Below are 16396 nucleotides of genomic sequence, written 5' to 3'. Positions count from 1 at the left end.
CGCCGGGGCGGCCTGCGCCGTGCCGGGGGTGATGGTCGACAGGCCGAGCGCGGCCACCACGGCGAGGGCTCTCGCGCCGGTACGTATGTGCATGCGGCTCTCCCAACTGTCCTCAGTTGTGCTCGATGGGGTCACAACTGCCGTCAGCGGACGGGGTGTTGACCCCTCGTACGCCGTGCAGGCGTCGACCGTAGTGACGCGCGAGGCGGTTTCGCGCTGACGGGACCGCTCAGCTTTGTTGACTCTGTGTCTCTCCCGCTGTTCCGGCGCTACGTTCACAGGGGGAGCCACAGGGGGAGCCGGGGAGCCACAGGGGGAGCCTTCGGGCGTATGGAGGTGTGGGGGATGCTCGACAGCACGATGACAGCACTGGCCGCTGCGGGCGGCCTCGCCGTCGCGCGGGCCGCGGGCACGGACGCGTGGGCCGGGATCCGGCAGGCGGTGGCCCGGTGGTTCGGGCGGGGGGACGAGGAGCGGGAGCGGGCGGAGCTGGCGCGGCTCGATCAGACGGCGGTGGCGCTGACCGTTGCCGCAGGGGGTGGGGAGGGAGCCCTGCGGGCCCGCATCGAGGAAGAGACCTCGTGGCGTACGCGTTTCGAGGTGGTTCTGGAGTCCCTGGACGACGCCCGGCGCCGGGAGGCGGTGGCGCAGTTGCAGGCCCTGATCGAGGGGCGTGCGGTGCCTGGCGTTGGGCAGATCTCGGTCTCGGGGCCCGGCGCGACGTCCGTGGTGGGGACGTATGAGAGCCATGGCACCACCGTCAACATCGAGAAGATGTACGGAGGGATGTGGCCGGGTAGCCCCTTGCCGGGAGGCCCCGTGCCGGGAGGCCCCGTGCCGGGAGGCGCGGCTCCGGGAGGCCCTACCCCGCCGGCTCCGTCCCAGGGCTGAACGGACCGGCTGCGGCAAGCCCACCCCCTCGGGAGTGGCCGCACCTCGTCGGCGTGCTGCCCCAGGAAGCGCACTGCTTCCAGGGGCGGGCCGTCGGCGGGCGGCTCGCCCGGGAGATGGCCGACGGGGGGACGGCCGTGCTCGGTCAGGTGCTCGCGGGGACCGGAGGCGTCGGCAAGACCCAGCTCGCCGCCCGGTACGCACGCGACCTGCGGGACAGCGGCGAGATCGACCTGCTCCTGTGGGTCACCGCGGTGAACCGCGAGGCCATCGTCGCCGCGTACGCCCGCGCCGCCGAGGAGTGGCTCGGCCTGAACCTGCCGGACTCCGAGAAGGCCGCGGCCCGTTTCCTCGCCTGGCTCGAACCGCGCCCGGCGGGCGGCCCCAGCTGGCTCGTCGTCCTGGACGACCTCACCGACCCCGTCGACCTGCTCGCCGACCCGGCCTTGCAGCGCGGTGGTCTGTGGCCGCCGGCCAGCCCGCGGGGCAGGACCCTGATCACTACGCGGAGAAGGGACGCGGTGCTGACCGGGCACGGGCGCAGGAGCGTCGCCGTCGGGCTCTTCAAGAGGCAGGAGTCCGTTCACTATCTGAGCCAGGTGCTCGGGTCGGGGCGCGACCCGCTCGACTGCGTGGCCCTGCTCGCCGCGGACCTCGGGGATCTGCCGCTCGCGCTCTCCCAGGCCGCCGCCTATCTCCTCGAGGCCACTGATGTGAGCTGCGCCGAATATCGGCGGCAACTGTCGGTACGTACACGTGAGTTGGAGCGGCTGATTCCCGAGCGCGGCATGCTGCCCGACACGCAGACCGTCACCGTGGCCGCCACCTGGTCGCTGTCCGCCGAGCGTGCCGACGCCATGCGGCCACGCGGGCTCGCGCGCCCCATGCTCGCCCTCATCGCGGTGCTCGACCCCAACGGCATCCCTGCGGCCGCCCTCACCGGCCCGCCCGCCCTCGCCCATCTCGCCGCACACCGCACCACAGCCGTGCCGGGGCCCGTCAGCGAGGAGGACGCCGTCGGAGCGCTGCGTGCCCTGCACCGGATGAGCCTGATCGACTACACCCCCGGCGTCCCGCACCAGGCCGTCCGCGTCCACCAGCTCATCCAGCGCACCTTCCGTGAGTCCTTGGCGCGCACCGCCCTCGCCGAGACCTCCGTCGCGGCCGCCGACGCGCTGGTCGCCGCCTGGCCTGACGTCGAACGCGACACCGCGCTCGCCCAGGTGCTTCGCGCGAACACGGATGCCGTACGCAGGGTGGCCGAGCTCGCCCTGTGGCAGAACGGCGTCCACCCCGTGCTCTTCCTCGCCGGGGACAGCGTCCAGGAGAGCGGCCAGGTCACGGCCGCCCTCGGCTACTTCCGCACCCTGGGACGGCTCGCCCACGACCGGCTCGGACCCGACCACCGCCACACCCTGCGCATCCGGCTCCAACTGGCCGATCTGCGGGGGATGGCGGGCTATCCGGACGAGGCGCTCACCGGCCTCGAGGAAGCGCTGGTCGACTGCGAGCGGGTGCTCGGCGACTACGACCGCGACACCCTGCGGGCCCGCCACGAACTCGCCCACGCGCACGGCCTCGTCGGGGATGTGGCGGGCGCCCTCGCCAGCCTGGAGCAGGTGCTCGTGGTCCGTCAGTGGGTGCTCGGCGACGACCACCCCGAAACCCTCGACACCCGGGGCTCACTGGCCCTGTGGTGGGGCGACGCGGGCGACACGGCAGGGGCCATCGCCGCGCTCGATCAGCTCATCGTCGACCGCGAGCGCGTCCTCGGCCGCGACCACCCCGATCTCTTCAGGGCCCGCCACAACCTCGCGCTCTACCGGGGCGAGGAGGGGGACAAGTCCGGGGCCGTCGCCGCCTACCGGCACCTGCTCGCCGACCGGGTGCGGGTGCTCGGGCCCGACCACGCGGAGACCCTCGGCACCCGCCGCGAACTCGCCTACTGGCAACGGGACTCCGGCGACGTGACCACCGCCCTCGACACCTTCGAGCTGCTCGTCCCCGACATGGACCGCGTCCTCGGCGCCGACCACCTCGACACCCTCACCACCCGCCGGAGCCTCGGCTACACGTGGGGCGTGGCGGGGGACACGGCCGGATCGGTCATCGCGTACCGGCAGGTCCTCGCCGATCTGCGGTGCGTGCTCGGCCCCGACCACGCCGAGACGCTGGCCACCGCCGCGGTGCTCGCGGGCGGTCTCGTGGACCGGGGCCGGCAGCACCTCGGCGGCGGAAGCCCGCAATTCCGGCACGCCCACCCGGACATGGGCCCGCGCACCGTCTGGTACGCGCAGGCCCTCGCCTGCTTCGAGGAGGCCAGAGGCCTGACGAGCCCCGAGGAATCCCCGGGCGTCTACGGCGGCATCCTGCACGACATCGCGTCCACCTACCGCAGCGCCGGGGACCTCAAGGAGGCCGTCGAGCACTACCAACAGGCCATCTCCTACCGACAACGCGGCGACAGTCCCGCCGAGTTGGTCGCCACCATGAACGCCCTCGCGAACTGCCTGGTCGCGATGGGGGACCTGGGCGAGGCCTCGGCCGTGCTTCGCCGGATCACCGGAGAGCTCCTGAACTTCCCCGAGCCCGCCGGGCAGCGTGCCTCATATCTGCGCGATGTGGATCTCACCTACGAGGAGTTGGGGGACGCGCTGGAGGCGCAGGGGCAGCTGGAGCAGTCGCATGTGGCGTACTCGCACCGGTGGGGGGCGACGGCGGAGCCGCCGGACTCGGAGCACTCCCGATAGGCCCTCGGCGTCGTCCCCGTCCACCGCCGGAACGCCCGGTGGAAGGCGGTGTCCTCGGAGAAGCCGAGGCGCGCGGCGAGGTCGGCTATCGGCTCGCGGCCCTCCGTGAGCCCCGCGATCGCCGCGTCGCGCCGCACGCCGTCCTTCAGCCGTTGGTACGAGGTGGACTCCCGGGCGAGGTGGCGCCGCAGCGTCGCCGGGCTCACCGCGAGGCGGTCCGCGATCTCGCCGAGCGAGGGGAGACGGGGAGAGGAGCGCAGTGCGCGGGCGAGGGCGCGGCGCACCTGTTCGGCGACCGTCGTCCCGTACTCGCGCCGCGACAGGAGGTCGAACGGCGCCCGGTGCAGCATCTCGTCGAGCGCCGCCTCGTCCCTGATCAGCGGGGCGGCCAGCCAGCGCGCGTCGAACCCGGCGCCGGTGCGGGCCGCGCCGAAGCGGACGGGGCAGCCGAAGAGGGTGCCGTACTCGTTCTTGTGCGGGGGCGGCGGATGCCCGAACTCCGCCCAGTGGAGCGGGATGCGGCGGCCGATCAGCCAGCTGCACAGGCGGTGCCAGATGATGACGAGGCACTCGGCGAGGAAGTGGTCGTGCTCCAGATCGTTGCGTACGGCGAAGACGGCCGCGCCGCTGGTGCCGTGGTGCTCCAGGGTGAGATCGGGGCCGCCGGGAAACAGGCCGTAGAAGGTGACGCCCCGCCGCATCGCCGTACCGAGGTCGTGGCAGCCGAGGGCGGCGTGGCACATCATCGCGAACGTGCCGGGCCTGCTGACGGCCGAGCCGAGGCCCAGGAACTCGTCGCCGGTCGCGCGGTACAACTCCCGGAAGAGACGGGCGAACTGGAGCTCGGTGACGCGGGCCAGGTCGTCGCCGAGGAGGAGCGGTGGGATCTGCGCGGTGCGCAGCAGCGGGACGGTGTCCACGCCGCGCCGCTCGGCGCCGCGGAGCACGGAGCGCACATGGTGCACGGTGATGGTCCGCCTGGGCATGGGGTTCCCATCCCCCGTCGGGCGGGGGATGAAGCGCGGTGGACGGGGATGAAGCGTGGTGGGCGGGGATGTGCACCTCCCCGCCCACCGGTTGCCCCTGCGTCTCAGACGCCCGCCAGGCCCGCGAGCACCCCGAATCCGACCGGCAGCAGGAAGGCGATGCGGCCGTACTCGGGCCGTCCCCTCTCCCCGCGGCGCAGGAACGCCGCGAAACCGGCCGTGACGATGCCGAACGTCACGGCGTACAGCAGGGTGTCGGACGACGAAAGGCCGCTCCAGCCGTCCGACAGCAGTGCCGTCAGCGTCATCGTGCCGCCGAACAGCGCGGCCGCGGCCATCGCGTCGCCCCCGGTGAACACCAGGGGTGATGTGCCGCCGTGCCGCTCCTTGCGGGCGACCTGGAAGACCAGGACGGCCACCAGGACGACCTCGGCGACCACGGCGAGCATGAACGATGCCTTGAAGGCGGTCTCCATGGTCAAGGCCTCCTCACATATCTCGGGCAGCGTGTCACGACGCGGCTCAGCCGCAGGCCGTGGCGATGGTGGAAATGCCGGTGACCTCGCCGAAGATGCCGATGAGGAGCTTGATCCGCTCCTCCTTGTTGCCGGCCTGGACGATGAGCTTCGCACCCTTGAGCACGCCGCCGAACTTGGTGGCCTTGGTCACCAGGAGCGCGTTGCCAGCGATGAACGCGCCGATCGAGCCCACGCACTTGGTCACCTTCCAGGCGGTGTCCCAGCCGCTGCGCAGCTGCACGCCCTGCGGCTCCAGCTTGGCGAGGGCCGCCTGCTGTGCCGCCTCGTCGCCCGGGTACATCGCCTCGACGAGCTGCTGGGTCGTCGGGTTCTGGGGAAGCGCCCCCAGTCGCTCGTCCAGGCCCTCCTCGACGATCTGCGGCGCGCCCGAGTCCTCGGCGACGGAGGCCGGCACGCCCGCCGCAGCCTGGCGTTCGGCGGCGCGGGCATGGGCGGCCTCGGTGGCGGAGGCGATCGGTCCGGCCGCGGCGAGTGCGAGGGCCGCGGTGACGGACAGCGCGGCGGTGCGCAGCACGTTTCTCGATATGGACATGTGTGTTCCCCTTTTTGTTCATCGCGTCGCGATGAGCCCATGCCGGATGGATCCGCCCTGGTCAGGGGCGGTGAGGCGGCGGGCTTGGGAGGGATACTGGTGCCCAAGGGGTGCGGGCGACAAGGTTTTTGAGGATCTTCAGAGCCTTACCGCCGGGTCACTGAACGCCCAGTCGCCGGGTCACTGCACACCCGCAAGACGCAGTAGGGCGGTGGTCGCCGCCGCGCCGATCACGACCACGGCGAACGGCGCCTTGCGCCAGGCCAGTACGCCGCCGACCAGGACGCCGAGCGGGCGGGCCCATCCGGCGAGACCGTGCCCCTCGGTGAGCGCGCCGGTGGCGAGGAGCGCGACGAGCAGGACCGTCGCGCCGACGGTCAGCAACTCCTGCATGCGGGCGGGGAGTTCGACCCGACCGTGGAGAAGCGGACCTGCCAGGCGGAAGACATACGTTCCGGCGGCGAGGGCGAGGACGCAGGCGAGTTGGGCGTTCACGAGGCGCTCCTCGGAGTGGTGTCACGGGTGGAACGGGCGGGGCGGCTCGGTCCGCGCCGGGCGGCGAGCAGTCCGAGCAGGGCGAGCAGCACCGGCACCCCGGCGGGAAGCAGCGGCGTCGCGGCGACCGCGATCACCGCACCGGCGGCCGCCGCCCGCCGCGTCTTGCTGTCGCCCCGCAGCGCGGGCAGCACCAGGGCGAGCAGGACGGCGGGGAACGCGGCGTCGAGCCCGAAGCGTGCGGTGTCGCCGATCGCGGAACCGGCGAGCGCGCCGCCGAGAACACTGACGTTCCATACGGCGAACAGGCCGACCCCGGATATCCAGAACGCCGCCTTGCGCCGCTTCTGGTCGGGCTGCGCGAGGACGAACGCCGCCGTCTCGTCGGTGATCAGATGCGCGCCTATGAGCCGCGCGGCCCAGGACCGTCCCAGGCTGTCGGCCACGGCCAGGCTGAACGCCGCCGTACGGGAGTTGAGCAGAAGGCCGGTCGCCGCCGCGGCCACGGGGCCGCCGCCCGCCGCGAGGATCCCGACCGCGCTGAACTGGGCGGAGCCCGCGTACACGAGCAGCGACATCAGCACCGGCACCCAGACCGGAAGCCCGCCGGCGACGGCGATCGCGCCGAAGGAGACGCCGACGACGGCGTCGGCGAGCCAGACGAGGGCGATGTCGCGCAGGACGCCGCGGGGGAGGTGGGAGAGCCGGACGAAACCCTCGTCCGTTCGGTCGGGTGGGCTGTCTGTTCGGTGTGGCGAACGCATGCGTCGTAGGATGGGCGGGACGGGTGTCGTTCGTCAAGCCGAACGAATGGTCCCCTACAGCGAACGCGTGAGAGAGGGCGGTACGGCATGACTGACGGCAAGGGCGACGCCGCCCGATCCCGGCTGCCTCGTGAATGGGTCGCGGCCGCGCTGCGCCGGGAGCGGACCAAGGCGGGGATCTCCCTCTCCGAGCTGGCCAAGCGCGCCGGGATCGCGAAGTCGACGCTTTCGCAGCTGGAGGCGGCCACCGGCAACCCGGGGATCGAGACGCTGTGGGCGCTCGCCGTGGCGCTAGGGGTGCCGTTCAGCGTGCTGGTGGAGTCACCCGCGCCCGCAGTCACGGTGATCCGTGCGGGGGAGGGCCCGACCATGCATGCCGAACAGGCGTCGTACGCGGGGACGTTGCTGTCGCCGGGACCGGCCGGGGTGCGGCGCGACATCTACCACGGGGCGATGGAGCCGGGGTCCGCGCGGGAGTCCGACGCGCACATCCCGGGCTCGGTGGAGCATCTGGTCGTCAGTACGGGGCGGCTGCTGGCGGGGCCTCAGGGAGAGACGGTGGAGCTGGGTGCCGGGGATTACATGTCGTACCGGGGGGATGTTCCACATCTGTACGAGGCGCTGGAGCCGGGGACGACGTTCGTACTGGTGATGCAGCACAGCTAGGAGACCCCCTGCGGGTGCTTCGTGGCTGATCGCGCAGTTCCCCGCGCCCCTTCGGGGCGCTCCTGTGCGGCGGCGGATCCGAAGCGCCCCGTAAGGGGCGCGGGGAACTGCGCGAGCAACCACAAAGTACCCGCAGAATGAAACGCTCCCCCACCGCTCAAGGCGCCCACGCCAGGAAAAGGCAGGGGCCCCGCGCCTCACCACAAAGGTGAGGGCAGGGCCCCTTGGGTACTGCTATCCATGTCCGGATCAAGTCACCGGAACTGTCACACGCCCCATTCGAATGGGGCGCCCCACTACATGGGGGTGACGTTCTCCGCCTGCGGACCCTTCGGGCCCTGCGTGACGTCGAAGCTCACGGCCTGGTTCTCCTCAAGGGAGCGGAAGCCGTTCGCGTTGATCGCGGAGTAGTGGACGAAGACGTCGGGGCCTCCGCCTTCCTGGGCGATGAATCCAAAGCCCTTTTCGGCGTTGAACCACTTCACGGTTCCGGTAGCCATAAGCCCTCCTTGGGCCAAAGGGTTGCCCTGCTCCAGAACCTGCGATTGTTGAAACAACTGCATAAGTCTGAAAACGACGAGAGCCTGCGGGTCACATGCTCCGCAGGCTCTGTACTGCAAGGGAAACCAAACTGCAACTTGCGGCGAGCTTAGCACGCAGGCAGCCGAAAGCAATAGGGGGCAAGATCACGTCACTCGGAGGTTTGACGGACCCCCCAGAGGGGTTGACGGACCAGGTCCGAAGGGGTTGACAAAGGCGCGTTCCGGCCCCGCTTTCTGCACGGTACAGCAAGGGGGCTAGCCTCCCCGATGTGGACAATTCTCCCGTTGACACCCTCGCGGGTGCGGGCGCCGATCAGCTGCCCAGCCCCCGCCGCACGCCCCGGCCGCGCGTCGGTCACATCCAGTTCCTGAACTGCCTGCCCCTCTACTGGGGACTCGCGCGGACCGGAACGCTCCTCGACTTCGAGCTCACGAAGGACACCCCGGAAAAGCTCAGCGAGCAGCTGGTGCGGGGCGATCTCGACATCGCGCCCGTGACCCTGGTCGAGTTCCTGCGGAACGCCGACGACCTGGTCGCCTTCCCCGACCTCGCGGTCGGCTGCGACGGCCCCGTCATGTCCTGCGTGATCGTCTCGCAGGTGCCGCTCGACCAGCTGGACGGCGCCCGGGTCGCGCTCGGCTCGACCTCGCGCACCTCAGTGCGCCTGGCGCAGCTGCTGCTCGCCGAGCGCTACGGCGTACGTCCCGATTACTACACGTGCCCGCCCGACCTCGGGCTGATGATGCAGGAGGCGGACGCCGCCGTACTCATCGGGGACGCGGCGCTGCGGGCCAATCTGATCGACGGGCCGCGGCTCGGCCTGGACGTCTATGACCTGGGTCAGATGTGGAAGGACTGGACGGGGCTTCCGTTCGTCTTCGCGGTCTGGGCGGCGCGGCGCGAGTACGCCGAGCGGGAACCCGTCGTGGTGCGCGAGGTGCACAAGGCGTTCCTGGCCTCGCGTGACCTCTCGCTGGAGGAGGTCGGCAAGGTCTCCGAGCAGGCGGCGCGCTGGGAGACCTTCGACGCGGGGGTCCTCGAGCGGTACTTCACGACGCTGGACTTCCGGTTCGGCAGCGCGCAGCTCGAAGGCGTGGCGGAATTCGCGCGCCGGGTGGGGGAGACGACGGGCTTCCCCGCGGACGTACGGGTGGAGTTGCTCGAACCGAGGTAGGTCACGGCTGGGGCATGCCTGGACTTCCGGGCATGCCCGCGGACTACGCTGAGCTGCGGACACATGCCCGCGGTCCCAGTGGCCGCGGCCGCGCGGCACCGTCTGGGGGAGGCCTTCGTCATGCACCCGCTCGATCCCGGCGAACCGACCGTCATCGGGCCCTACCGGCTGCTCGGCCGGCTGGGCTCGGGCGGCATGGGCCGGGTCTATCTGGGGCGCAGCGCGGGCGGCCGCACCGTCGCCGTGAAGGTCGTCCATCCGCACTTCGCGCTCGACGAGGAGTTCCGCGCCCGCTTCCGGCGCGAGGTGGACGCCGCGCGGCGGGTCGGCGGCGACTGGACCGCGCCGGTCCTGGACGCCGATCCGGAGGCGGCCGTTCCGTGGGTGGCCACGGGGTATGCGGCGGGCCCCTCGCTGGCGGAGGCGGTGCGCGATCTCGCTCCGCTGCCCGCCCATTCCGTACGCGTACTGGTCGCGGGCCTCGCCGAGGCGCTGGCGCACGTACACGGACTGGGGCTCGTGCACCGTGATGTGAAGCCGTCGAACGTGCTGCTCACGATGGACGGCCCGCGCTTGATCGACTTCGGCATCGCGCGGGCGACGGACGGCACGGCCTCGCTCACCTCGACCGGCGTCTCCATCGGTTCGCCCGGCTACATGTCGCCGGAGCAGATCCTCGGCAAGGGTGTCGCCGGGGCGGCGGACGTCTTCTCGCTGGGCGCGGTGCTGGTGTACGCGGCGACGGGGGCCTCGCCGTTCCCCGGCGACTCCTCCGCATCCCTCCTCTACAAGGTCGTACACGAAGAGCCTGAACTGGACGGCCTCGAGGGCGATTTGCGTGACCTCGCGCGCGAGTGCCTCGCCAAGGACGCCGGTGCGCGGCCTGCCCCGCAGGAGATCGCGCGGCGCCTGGCGCCCTCGGGTGCGGACACGCTGGTGGCGGCCGGGTGGCTGCCGGGTCCGCTGGTGGAGCGGGTCAGCCGGAGCGCGGTGCGGATCCTCGACCTGGACACGGACGGGGCGGGGATCGCGGAACAGCCGTCCGGTCCTGTGCCGTTCGGGACCTCGATGGCGGGCGGACCGCCGTCGACGGTGGGCTCGGCCGCGGGGGGCGACGCTCGGGCCGGGGGGCATGAAGTGCCGCAGGGCAGCGGCGCGTTCGGCCCGGCGGACGCCTCGTACGCGCCCGTCGCCGCCCCGACTCCTCCCGCGTACGTCCCCACACAGACGTCAGGGCCCTCCCGGCCGCCCGGCCGGGTCAGCGTCTCGGTGGCCGCGGCTTCCGCGCCCAACGGCGTCGACGGCAAGGGCCGCAAGGTCAGTTGCACGCTCGTCCTCGGCGTCGCGGGCGCGCTCGCCGCGGTGACGGTCGGCTCCGTCTTCGTACTGGGACTGCTTCCCGGGGACGGCGAGAAGTCGAGCGACGCGGGCAGGCAGCCCCCGAACGCGACCGCGAGTCAGCAGCCCGGCGACGGCGCGGACCAGGGCGGCGGCAAGGTCCCCGCCTCCTACCTCGGCACCTGGGAAGGCCAGGCGGTGGCGGCCAGCGGGGCCGTCCCGATGGGCACGTTCAGGGTCGAGGTCGAGCAGGGCAAGGTCGGCGAACGCTTCGCGGTCATGACCCAGACCGACCAACTGGGCGGCACCTGCGCCGTGGACCTCGTCCTGAAGTCGGTGTCGGCCAAGGAGATCGTGGCCCGGGGCAAGGGGCGGGCGGACGGCGCGGCCCAGTGCACGAAGAACGCGCACACGGTGCGACTGCGGCCGGTCGGCGACGACCTGCGCTATCTGTCGGAGAACGCGGAGTCGGGGAATCCGGAAGCGCGGATGTCGCGGGTGGAGTGAAGGCCGCGGCCTGAGAGGGGAGGCCTCTGGGGGTGTCGTTACTGTATTCGTCAGCAACGATCGCACCTGCCAGTCCGTGTTAAGGATTACGATCCGCTCATGCCTGCAGATCACTCCCCGGCGTACGAAGCCCGGTACACCTGGACGCCCGTCCAGCTCCTGAGCGGTGCCGCGACGCGCCGCCTCGTCGCCTTCCGGGTCGACGACCAGGGGGTGACCCTGGGCGGTGCACCTGCGAAGTACGCACGGCAGACCGCATTCGTGCCCTGGCAGGACATCGAGGCAGTGGTCTTGTGGCAGCAGAGCACCGCGGGGCTCTCGCCCATGAACTATGTGGGCCTGCGCCGCAGGGTGGGCGCACCGCGGCTTCCCGGAGCCAATTCCGGACTGAGCCGGGAGCAGACCGGCCGTCTCGCACCCCACGTGGACCACGAGGTCTTCTTGGCGAGCAGGCACATCAATCTGTGGACGCTGGACCGGGGGCGTCTTGCCGAGGCTCTGGGTGTGTTTGCCCCGGGGGTTGCGGTCGAGGAAGTATCGAACACCTGACGACACACAAGAGCTGAGCGGGAGGGGCACGTACCGATGCGAGTGCGGGCGACCGTGGTCCGGGAGGGAGCCGCGCCACAGGAAGCGTTGATCAACATCGACGACGGTACGACCGCGGCGGAAGTGGCCGCGGCGGTGGAGCGGTTGAACGGGCGGGGCAGCGCCATGCCGTTCGAGATCCCTGGCGTGGTGACGCCGTCGCCCGGACGCGCCCCCGGATGGCAACAGCCGGCGGCTGCCGGGTCCGGGCTGCTGTGGGTCGACGGCATGCGCTGCGAACCGGATGCGCCGGTCGGCAAGACGCTGCGGGACGGGGTGCGCCTCACCACCGACGACTCAGTGGGGCCGTTCATGACGAACGGCGAGCCCATAGGCCGGTACGAGGTCACGGTCAGCGGCGGCCCGGGGGCCGGCCGGGTGGCCAGGCTCTCCACGGGCGTCAGCACGATCGGCTCCGCGCCCACCGCCACGCTCGCCGTCGAGGACTCCTACCTCGCGCAGATGGCCGCGCGGGTCACCGTCGACATGAAGGGGCGGATCGAGATCGCCCCCTTCGACGGGGCTGTCCTCGCGCTCGACGACGAGCAGATGTCAGGGCCGCAGGAGTGGGAGCCCGGCATGCTCCTCAAGTCCGGCGAATCCCTGTTCAGCCTCTCCGAGGTCGGGGCGCCCGACGCTCACCTCTCACCTGCGGGCGAGGGCGGCCTCGCCTACAACCGGCCGCCCCGGCTGACCTCGCCGCGTGCCAACCCCCGCCTGCTCGTGCCCGTGGAGCCGAAGAAGGACGAGGCGCACCGCTTCCAGCTGCTCTCGATGCTCCTGCCGCTCTTCTTCGGCGTGGGCATGTACTTCATGATGAAGTCGGTCTACTTCCTCCTCTTCTGTCTGATGTCGCCGGTCATGATGCTCGGCCAGTGGTTCAGCGACCGGCGGCACGGCAAGAAGAAGTACGGAGCCGCGCTCAAGGAGTACAAGAAGGCGATGGCCGACCACGAGGCCGAGGTGGAGCGGCTCGGCGAGGTCGATCAGCGTCGCCGCCGCGAGGCGTTCCCGGACCCCGGCCAGTTGCTCCTGTTCGCCACCGGACCGCGCCGCCGGCTGTGGGAGCGGCGGATCACCGACCTGGACGCGATGCAGCTGCGGGTGGGCTTCGGTGACCTGCCTGCCGAGATCGACCTGGCCTTCGGCCGCGGCGCCACCGTGGAGGAGGGGGAGGAGCCCAAGCCCCCGGTCGTCACCAACGTTCCGCTGACGCTGCCCTTCGCCGAGCTCGGCGTCGTCGGCATCGCGGGCGACCGGCCGCGCGCGGTCTCCACGACCCGGTGGCTGGCCGCCCAGGCCGCGGTCCTGCACAGCCCGCGTGACCTCTCCCTCGTCGTCCTCTCCTCCGCACCGGACGCCGAGGAACACTGGAGCTGGACCCAGTGGCTCCCGCACACCAGCCCTCAACAGGGCCAGAACTGCGTCGCATTGCTGGGCACCGACGGCGAGTCCATCTCCCGCCGCGTCACCGAGCTCCTCAACGACCTCCAGCGCCGCCAGGCGATGGCCAAGGAGCACGGCGGCTTCAACGCGATGCGCCCCGACTCGCAGGTGCTGCTCATCCTCGACGGCGCGCGCCTCCTTCGCCGGGTGCCCGGCGTCCCGCAACTGCTCCAGGAAGGCCCGGCGGTCGGGATCTTCGCGCTGTGCGTGGACGACGACGAGCGGCTGCTGCCCGAGGAGTGCCGCACCGCCGTCTGCTGGACACCGGACTCGCCGACCCGCGTTCACCTGCGGGGTTACGGATACGAGGCGGTCGGCCACGTCCTCGCCGACCAGGTCTCCACCGCCTGGTGCGAACGCGTCTCCCGCGCCCTCGCCCCCGTACGCGATGTGAGCCGCGACGATGCCGACAGCGCGCTGCCCACGGCCGCCCGGCTGCTCAACCTCATAGAGATGCCGAACCCGACCGGCGCGGACATCGCCCGGATCTGGCAGCGCGGCGGATCGACCACGGCGGCGCCGATCGGCATCGCCGCCGACGGACCGTTCGTCCTGGACATCCGGCGCGACGGGCCGCACGCCCTGATCGCCGGTACCACCGGTGCCGGCAAGTCGGAGCTGCTGCAGACGATCATCACGTCGCTCGCGGTCGGCAACACCCCGGACGCCCTGAACTTCGTCCTCATCGACTACAAGGGCGGCTCCGCCTTCCTGGACTGTTCGCGGCTCCCGCACACCGTCGGCATGGTCAGCGACCTCGACGCGCACCTGACGGAGCGCGCCCTCGCCTCGCTCGCCGCGGAGCTCCACCGCCGCGAGACGATCCTCTTCGAGGCCGAGACCAAGGACATCGAGGACTACAACGACGCCCGCAGGCTCCGCCCCGAACTGGAGCCCATGCCGCGGCTCATGCTCGTCATCGACGAGTTCGCCTCGCTGGTCGCCGAGCTCCCGGACTTCATCGCGGGCCTCGTCGACATCGCCCGGCGAGGCCGCTCCCTCGGCGTGCACCTGATGCTCGCCACCCAGCGTCCCGCGGGTGTCGTCAGCGCGGACATCCGCGCCAACACCAACCTCCGCATCGCGCTGCGCGTCACCAACGGCGAGGAATCCCGCGACGTCATCGACGCCGCCGACTCCGGCAACATCTCCAAGGCCACACCGGGTCGTTGTTACGTCCGTTCCGGCGCCCAGTCACTCGTCGGCGTGCAAACGGCCCGCATCGGTGGCCGCCGCCCCGGCCTTGACACGGCACCGCAGGTCAGCGTGAACCTGCTGAACTGGACGTCGTACGGGCATCCGCCGCCCCGCGCGGCAGCGGACGACGGTGACGACGGCACGATGGTCACCGACCTCGCCGTCCTCGTGGACGCGATCGCCGACGGCGCGAAGCAGCTCGGCTGTGCCACACCCCGCAGCCCCTGGCTGCCGCCCATCACCGACCAGGTGCAGCTCACGGAACTCCCCGAGCTGCCACCGGCACCCGTCGGCGCCGACACGGTCCGCCCGATCGCCTTCGGCCTCACCGACCTCCCGGCCGAGCAGGCACGGGCCGCGCTCGCGCTCGACCTGGCCGACGGCGAGCACCTGATGATCGCGGGCGGCCCGCGATCCGGCCGTTCCACGGCCCTTCGTACGATCGCGGGCGCGGTCGCGCAGAACACCAGCCCCAGTGACGTCCACATCTACGGCATCGACTGCGGCGCCAACGCGCTGCTGCCGCTCACCACCCTTCCGCACTGCGGCGCCGTGGTGACCCGTGACCAGACGGCGCGCGTCGACCGGCTCCTCGGCCGACTCCTCGACGAGGTCGGACGACGTCAGCTCCTGCTCGCCGAGAAGGGCCAGTCCAGCGCGGCCGAGCAGCGCGCGGGGGCCGACCCGGAGGATCGGCTGCCGTGGATGGTGGTCCTGTTCGACGGCTGGGACGCGTTCAGGCTCGCCTTCGAGAACTACGACTACGGCCGCCTGGTCGAGTCGGCGAAACGGCTTTTCCGTGAGGGCGCCGCGGTCGGTGTCAAGGTCGTCCTCGGAGTGGACCGCAGCGGCCTCATGGGTGACGTCGCCAGCTCCTTCGCCGAGCGCCTCGTGCTGCGGCTCGCAGACTCACAGGACTACTCGTTCGCGGGCATCATGCCGAAGGACGTACCCAAGGAAGTCCCGTCGGGCCGCGCCCTCAAGGGCACCGACGAGGGTGTCCAGGAGAGCCAGATCGCGCTCCTCGCCGAGAACCCGAACGGTCAGGCGCAGGTGGCGGCGCTCCAGGAGATCGCCCGGACGGCGGCCCAGGCCTGGCCCCGCCCGTCCGTCGAGCAGCGCCCGATCCGTGTCGACGTGCTCCCGGCCCGCATCAAGGCCTCGGAGGCCATGGCCCTCCAGCCCGACTTCGCCCCGCCGTCGTCCCTGTGGGCGCTCTTCGCGGCGGGCGGCGACGAACTGTCGCCGCTCGGCATGGACTTGGAGGAGTCCGGCCCCGGCTTCGTCATCTCCGGACCGCCGAAGTCCGGCCGCTCCAGCACGCTGGTGGCGGCGACGATGTCGCTGCTGCAGCGGGGCACCGAGGTCATCCTCGTGACGCCGAGGCGATCGCCCTTGCGTGAATTCGCCTCGGAGGCCGGCGTGTTGGGCTCGCTCAACGCCGAGAGTTCGAGTGACGAGCTGGAGGCGCTGACGCAGAGCGCACGCGGTCCGTACGTGATCGTGGTGGACGACGCCGAGTTGATCTATGACACCTCGCTGGACGAGGCCCTGGAGGAGGAGATCCGCCGTGGCATGGACGGCGGCCTCGGAGTGATCATGGCGGGTGCGGTGGACACGCTGTCCTCGCAGTACCGCGGCTCTGTCGTGCAGGCGCGGAAGTCGCGGAACGGCCTGCTCCTGTCGCCGCAGGGGTCGGCGGACGGCGAGATGTTCAACATTCGCATCACGTCGAACAGCGCCACCGGGGGGCCGACCGGGCGTGGACTGTTCGTCCAGGGCGGGGAAGTGATGCCGGCTCAGGCGGTGCTGCCGGACTGAGCCCCGCTTGGGCTTGGGCTTGGGCGGCACCCTTGCCCCTGGCTTGCCTCTGGGGGCATAGCAAAATGCATTCGGGCCGGACAGCTTTGGAGCTGCCCGGCCCGAATGCATTTACGACCTGCTGGCCTTGCTGGCCTGCTGACCTGCGACTAATCCGTG

13 protein-coding genes are annotated in these 16396 nt (G+C 71.6%); 7 read left to right on the top strand and 6 right to left on the bottom strand.

Annotation, left to right across the window (positions count from 1 at the left end; all coding sequences use genetic code 11):
* Positions 1-345 precede the first annotated feature (345 nt).
* Complete coding sequence (locus tag E2651_RS19330) at positions 346-891, top strand: hypothetical protein (RefSeq protein ID WP_135332424.1); 546 nt, start codon at positions 346-348, stop codon at positions 889-891.
* A 53-nt stretch (positions 892-944) separates the two neighbouring features.
* On the top strand, positions 945-3641 hold the full coding sequence (locus E2651_RS19325; RefSeq protein WP_135332423.1) for a tetratricopeptide repeat protein: 2697 nt from the start codon (positions 945-947) through the stop codon (positions 3639-3641).
* Here the strand turns inward: E2651_RS19325 and E2651_RS19320 are convergent.
* The 5 genes from E2651_RS19320 to E2651_RS19300 form a co-directional block, all read right to left on the bottom strand.
* The gene (locus E2651_RS19320; protein WP_135332422.1) at positions 3524-4627 is read right to left on the bottom strand and encodes an AraC family transcriptional regulator; all 1104 of its coding nucleotides are present in this window, start codon (positions 4625-4627) and stop codon (positions 3524-3526) included. The two genes, E2651_RS19325 and E2651_RS19320, sit on opposite strands and share 118 nt — an antisense overlap.
* A 104-nt stretch (positions 4628-4731) precedes the next feature.
* The gene (locus tag E2651_RS19315) at positions 4732-5103 is read right to left on the bottom strand and encodes a hypothetical protein (protein ID WP_135332421.1); all 372 of its coding nucleotides are present in this window, start codon (positions 5101-5103) and stop codon (positions 4732-4734) included.
* Between the two features lie 46 nt (positions 5104-5149).
* Positions 5150-5698, bottom strand: coding sequence for a hypothetical protein (locus E2651_RS19310; protein ID WP_135332420.1), 549 nt, complete (start codon positions 5696-5698; stop codon positions 5150-5152).
* A gap of 180 nt (positions 5699-5878) precedes the next feature.
* Entirely contained in the window at positions 5879-6193 is a 315-nt protein-coding gene (locus tag E2651_RS19305; protein ID WP_135332419.1) for an AzlD domain-containing protein, read from the bottom strand.
* Positions 6190-6957 carry an AzlC family ABC transporter permease gene (locus E2651_RS19300; protein ID WP_135332418.1) on the bottom strand — a complete coding sequence of 256 codons (768 nt, stop codon included), beginning with the start codon at positions 6955-6957 and terminating at the stop codon, positions 6190-6192. The genes E2651_RS19305 and E2651_RS19300 overlap by 4 nt, the downstream gene beginning before the upstream one ends.
* A gap of 87 nt (positions 6958-7044) precedes the next feature.
* Here E2651_RS19300 and E2651_RS19295 point away from each other — a divergent pair, with 87 nt between their 5' ends.
* The gene (locus E2651_RS19295; protein ID WP_135332417.1) at positions 7045-7623 is read left to right on the top strand and encodes an XRE family transcriptional regulator; all 579 of its coding nucleotides are present in this window, start codon (positions 7045-7047) and stop codon (positions 7621-7623) included.
* Positions 7624-7919: 296 nt separating this feature from the next.
* Here the strand turns inward: E2651_RS19295 and E2651_RS19290 are convergent, their stop codons facing one another.
* Positions 7920-8123, bottom strand: a complete 204-nt coding sequence (locus E2651_RS19290) for a cold-shock protein (RefSeq protein WP_006138897.1) — start codon at positions 8121-8123, stop codon at positions 7920-7922.
* Positions 8124-8482: 359 nt separating this feature from the next.
* On the opposite strand from E2651_RS19290, the gene E2651_RS19285 reads away from it, so the two are divergent.
* The 4 genes from E2651_RS19285 to E2651_RS19270 all read left to right on the top strand — a co-directional run bounded on the left by E2651_RS19285 (position 8483) and on the right by E2651_RS19270 (position 16237).
* Positions 8483-9340: a menaquinone biosynthesis protein gene (locus E2651_RS19285; RefSeq protein ID WP_135332427.1), complete on the top strand. Its 858-nt coding sequence runs from the start codon at positions 8483-8485 to the stop codon at positions 9338-9340.
* 120 nt (positions 9341-9460) lie between these two features.
* Entirely contained in the window at positions 9461-11185 is a 1725-nt protein-coding gene (locus E2651_RS19280; protein WP_135332426.1) for a serine/threonine-protein kinase, read from the top strand.
* Positions 11186-11284: 99 nt separating this feature from the next.
* Positions 11285-11734 (top strand): hypothetical protein, encoded by a 450-nt coding sequence (locus tag E2651_RS19275; protein ID WP_135332416.1) that lies wholly within the window; start codon positions 11285-11287, stop codon positions 11732-11734.
* A gap of 36 nt (positions 11735-11770) precedes the next feature.
* Positions 11771-16237, top strand: coding sequence for an FtsK/SpoIIIE domain-containing protein (locus E2651_RS19270; protein ID WP_135332415.1), 4467 nt, complete (start codon positions 11771-11773; stop codon positions 16235-16237).
* Positions 16238-16396 lie beyond the last annotated feature (159 nt).

Origin of the sequence: Streptomyces sp. MZ04 (genome assembly GCF_004684775.1) — a bacterium.
Taxonomy (GTDB): domain Bacteria; phylum Actinomycetota; class Actinomycetes; order Streptomycetales; family Streptomycetaceae; genus Streptomyces.
Note: the sequence above shows the minus strand (reverse complement) of the source record. Positions and strands in the feature narration are given on the sequence as shown.